We start from the raw sequence: 4,297 nt of genomic DNA, 5'->3' as shown, positions 1-4,297 counted from the left end.
TCCACGTGTCCGGCTCCGCCTTCTGCAGCCAGTGGGTGGGGTGGTTGTAGGACAGGGTCGAGACCTTGATGCTCTCGTTGACCCCTGAGCGGACCGCCTCCACCACTCCCCCCGCCTCGGTGACCAGCGCGCTCACCCGGTCGGCGACCGAGGCGTCGACGATCGCCCGCAGGCTGGCCCGGCCGGGGGGCATGGCCTCGTCGGGCGGCAGACACCCGGCGACGTGGGCGCCGTCCGCCGAGCACAGCCGTGGGGCGGGGTCGAGTCGGTGGATCCGCGGGACCACGGAGAAGGCGTCGTGGTGATCGTCGAAGCTGGCGTAGACGCACCGCCAGTCCTGCAGGGGTTCGATCCGCACGGTGGCGCGCACGATGATCCCCGCGACCCCGTAGGTGTGCACGAACGGCTGGGCGTCGTCGCCCTCCAGGTGCACGATCTCGGCGTCCGGGTGGGCGTAGACCACGTCGAGCGCCTCGACGAACCCCTCGTGGTTGCGGCCGTGGACGATCGTGCCGGTTCCGGCGGACCCCCCGGCGAGGAATCCCCCCAGGGTGGACTGCACGGTCGAGGGATACATCCACAGCTGCGAGCCGTCCCGCGCGAGGCGTTTCTCCAGGCTCATCATGCGCACGCCGGCCTCCGCGGTGACCGTCCCGGCCTCCGGGTCCACGTGGTCGATGCCCCGCAGCGCGGTCAGGTCCAGCACGAGCCCCCCGTGCAGCGGGACCACCTGACCGTAGTTGCCGGTGCCCTTGCCACGTGAGGTGATGGGGACGCCGCGCCGGACGGCGGCCCGGACGACGGCGGGGACCTGATCGACGCTCGTGGGCCGCACAACCACCTCGGGCCGTCCGATGGGCCACTGCGCACGCAGGATGGGGCTCAGGTACGAACCGTCCTGCGAGGCCTTGTCGAGGCTGCGGTCGTCGGTGAGGACGAGGTCCGGGCCGAGCAGCGCGGTCAGGTCCTCCACGAGTCCGCCCACGTCCGGGGCCGTGGCGACCGGGGGCGTCACCGTCTGGGTCTCGCTCACTGGGGTGCCTTCCTGTGTCGGGTGGTCACTCGGGTGGGGGTCAGTTCATCCCGATGGTCGGGTCGATGAACCGGTTGGTCGCGATGGTCTCCGGGGTGACGTCCTCGGCGATCGAGACGTCGGCGGCCTCGTAGATGCCCGAGACGAGCTCGACGATGTCGGCCAGTCGGTCCTCGTCGAAGTTGCCGATCGTCGAGTCGGGACCGTTGCCGACGATCTCGCGCTCGAGCATGGCCTCGACGGCAAAGTCGGCCAGTTCGTCGCTGTAGACCCACCCGGTGTTGAACTGCTCGACGGCGTCGACGATCACCTCGTTGGTGCGGCTGGGGTCGGCGAAGTACTCGACCTCGGCCTGCTGCAGGACCGGCACCAGCATCTCCAGGCAGGCGGCGTTGTCCTCGAGCTCGGCCGAGCGCACCGCCATCATGGACTTGTAGATCGGGTATCCGGTGTCGTGGAGCAGCTCGTAGGCCACGGGCTTACCCCACTCGGGGACCTCGTTCTCGTAGATGAACGGCTCGGCGCTGGCGTAGCCCTGCTGCGCGACCGTCCCGCCCGCCGCCACGAAGTTGGACGGCGAGCCGTCGTAGCTGCCGTCGACCTGCGCGGGATCCAGGATCCCCTCTCCGGTGAGGTAGTCCATGTACGCGTTGCCCTCGAAGTACAGGACCCGGGTGCCCTCGTCCTTGAGGTCGGCGATCCGCGCCACGTCCGGGTAGGTCTCCGGGTCCCACATGATCATCTGCGGGTTGATGTCGAGCGGGGCGAACACCCCGACGGTCGGGTTGTTGAGGGAGTTCTGCACGGCCTGGTCCGAGTCCACGTACCCGAGCATGATGTCGGGATCCTGGTACATCTGCGCGGTCACCTGTTGGAACCCGATCGCCGGACCGCCGGTGCGGATTTCCACGTCCACACCGGTGTACTCCCCGGAGGCGAACAGCGGACCCGAGACCGCCTTGGCCGCGGCGTCGATCGTGGGATCCGGTCCCAGGAGTTCGTAGAGGTGACCGTGTTCGGCCTCCGGGTTCCAGTCGGTCTGGACCACCACGGTGGCGGGGCAGCTCTCGCTGAGGTCCACCGCCCCGATCTCGCCGGTGTAGCCGGACGCGGCCTCGGTCTCGGTGTCGCCACCACCGCAGGCGGTGAGTGTGGCGGCTCCGAGGGTGCACACGGCGGCGACGGAGAGCACGGTCCTGGTGGTGTGGGTGCGGCGCATGGGGGTCTCCTCCCGGGGACCGGATCCGGCCTCCCGTATTGACGTGATCAATATCTATAGTGAAACGGCGCTTCGTTTCGGTTGTGTTGCCGGTCGGGCAGATGTGGGTTAATGCGCAGACGTGGGGGGACGCACGGCGACCGTCACCGCTGGTCCTCGGCGTTGTACCACCGGCCCACCACCTTGCGGGAGAGCAGCCCGAAGGCCAGGAACACGGCCACACCGAGCAGCGACGCCAGCAGGATGGAGGCGAACAACTCCGGGGACTGCAACCGGGCCCGGTAGGTGTCGATGAGGATGCCGATACCGGGGTCGCCCTGCTTGAAGAAGAAGTCCCCGACGATCGCGCCCACCACGGAGAGCCCGGCGGCCACCCGCAGTCCCTCGAACAGGGCGGGCAGCGCGGCCGGCGCCTCGAGTTTGCGCAGCACGGTCAACCGGCCGGCGTGGTGGAGTCGGAAGAGGCGCCGCAGCCCCGGGTCGACGGACTTGAGTCCGAACAACGTGTTGGAGACGATCGGGAACAGGGCGATGAGCACGCAGACGAACACCCGCGCGGTGAAGCCGAAGCCGAACCAGAAACCGATGAGCGGCACCAACGCGAGGATCGGGATGCACTGCAGCACCACCGCGTAGGGGAACAGGGAGCGCTCCGCCCACGTCTCCTGGCTCATCAGGATGGCCCACACCACGCCGATCACGAACGCGATCGCCAGGCCGGTCAACGCCACCACCGTGGTCCGTTCGAGCGCGTCGAGCATCGCCGGGAGGTTGTCGCCCATGAACCCCTCGGTGATGACGACGTGCGGAGCGGGCATCAGGAAACGCCGCGAGGGTTCGAGCACCACGTAGCTGATGAAGTACCAGACCCCCAGGACCATGGCCAGCACGACGAGCGGACCGCCGATGCGCACCAGCGGGCCGTCCGCGGACAGTCGCGGACGCGAGCGCCTCGCCGTCGTCGTCGTCGTCGCCGACCGCGACCCCGGACCCCCGGACCCGGAGCCGTCGTGGGGACCCGGCTCCTCGCCTGGTGCGATCGACCCGGGCGTGGCGCGACCCGCCCGGAGAGCCTGCGAGGCAGTGGTCGTGTTGTCCATCAGTGTGCCTCCTCGAGTGCCTGGGAAACCTCGCCGACGAGGTTGATGTAGTCAGCCGAGTAGCGGACCTCGGGGTCGCGGGGGACGTCGAAGGGAACCTCGACGGAGTGGATGATGCGACCGGGTCGGCCGGACATCACCACGACGCGGGTGGACAGATACACCGCCTCCGACACCGAGTGCGTGATGAAGAGGCCCGCGAAGCGCTTGGCGGCGAACAACCCCAGGAGTTCGTCGCCGAGTCGTTGCCGCGTGATCTCGTCGAGCGCGCCGAACGGCTCGTCGAACAGGAACAGTTCCGGCTCGAGCGTGAGCGACCGCGCCAGCGACACCCGCATCTTCATGCCGCCGGACAGCTCGCGCGGCAGGGACCGCTCGAAACCGGACAGCCCCACGAGGTCGATCGCCTCCTGCGCCCGCCGACGCCGCTCGGTCTTGCCGATCCCGTCGAGCTCGGCCAGCATCTCGACGTTCTGCGCGACGGTGCGCCACGGCAACAGCGTGGCGTCCTGGAAGACGTACCCCACCCGGTCGGTGCCGGTCTGCATGTAGCCGTCGGTGTGTTCCGCGAGCCCCGAGGCCAGGCCGAGGAGCGTGGATTTGCCGCAGCCCGAGGGCCCCACCACGCTGACGAACTCGCCCGCCCCCACGCGCAGATCCACGCCCTCGAGCGCGCGCGTGCCGTTGGGGTAGGTGACGCCGACGTCGGAGAACCCGAGGATCTCGGCACCCGGTCGCAGGGCGGGGCGGGCTGGGGTCGTCATGGCAGCTCCTGGAGGTCGGGAGAGTGGTTCGGGGGGTGGAAGGGGTCGACGACGACGGACGCCCTCGCGGACACGACGCGGCCCGCGCGCAGCACGATCCGGTCCACGGGGGCGTCGGCGATCACGTCGTCGAGCCCGCTCGCGCGCACGAGCAGCAGGTCCGCGCGACGGCCGGGAACGG

At 69.7% G+C, this 4,297-nt stretch carries 4 protein-coding genes and 1 pseudogene; all 5 read right to left on the bottom strand.

Going from position 1 to position 4,297, the window contains the following annotated elements; all coding sequences use genetic code 11:
* Positions 1-1,033: FAD-binding protein (locus G6026_RS09665; RefSeq protein WP_182613035.1), on the bottom strand; the 1,033-nt coding region annotated here is incomplete at its 3' end.
* A 40-nt stretch (positions 1,034-1,073) separates the two neighbouring features.
* Positions 1,074-2,252 carry an ABC transporter substrate-binding protein gene (locus G6026_RS09660; RefSeq protein ID WP_182613034.1) on the bottom strand — a complete coding sequence of 393 codons (1,179 nt, stop codon included), beginning with the start codon at positions 2,250-2,252 and terminating at the stop codon, positions 1,074-1,076.
* Positions 2,253-2,395: 143 nt separating this feature from the next.
* Positions 2,396-3,352 (bottom strand): ABC transporter permease, encoded by a 957-nt coding sequence (locus tag G6026_RS09655; protein WP_241728005.1) that lies wholly within the window; start codon positions 3,350-3,352, stop codon positions 2,396-2,398.
* The gene (locus tag G6026_RS09650) at positions 3,352-4,116 is read right to left on the bottom strand and encodes an ABC transporter ATP-binding protein (RefSeq protein WP_107757200.1); all 765 of its coding nucleotides are present in this window, start codon (positions 4,114-4,116) and stop codon (positions 3,352-3,354) included. The genes G6026_RS09655 and G6026_RS09650 overlap by 1 nt, the downstream gene beginning before the upstream one ends.
* A pseudogene (locus tag G6026_RS09645) lies at positions 4,113-4,297 on the bottom strand (cytosine deaminase); the annotation flags it as partial. The pseudogene G6026_RS09645 and the gene G6026_RS09650, both read right to left, overlap by 4 nt.

The sequence above is a fragment of the Dietzia sp. DQ11-38-2 genome (assembly GCF_014145055.1).
In the GTDB taxonomy this organism is placed as follows: domain Bacteria; phylum Actinomycetota; class Actinomycetes; order Mycobacteriales; family Mycobacteriaceae; genus Dietzia.
This window is presented reverse-complemented; position numbering and strand designations above follow the sequence as displayed.

What these genes read in the sequence shown, in the direction of transcription:
- G6026_RS09655 (WP_241728005.1), bottom strand. Translation starts at nt 3,352, where the DNA reads ATGGACAACACGACCACTGCCTCGCAGGCTCTCCGGGCGGGTCGCGCC.
- G6026_RS09660 (WP_182613034.1), bottom strand. Translation starts at nt 2,252, where the DNA reads ATGCGCCGCACCCACACCACCAGGACCGTGCTCTCCGTCGCCGCCGTG.
- G6026_RS09650 (WP_107757200.1), bottom strand. Translation starts at nt 4,116, where the DNA reads ATGACGACCCCAGCCCGCCCCGCCCTGCGACCGGGTGCCGAGATCCTC.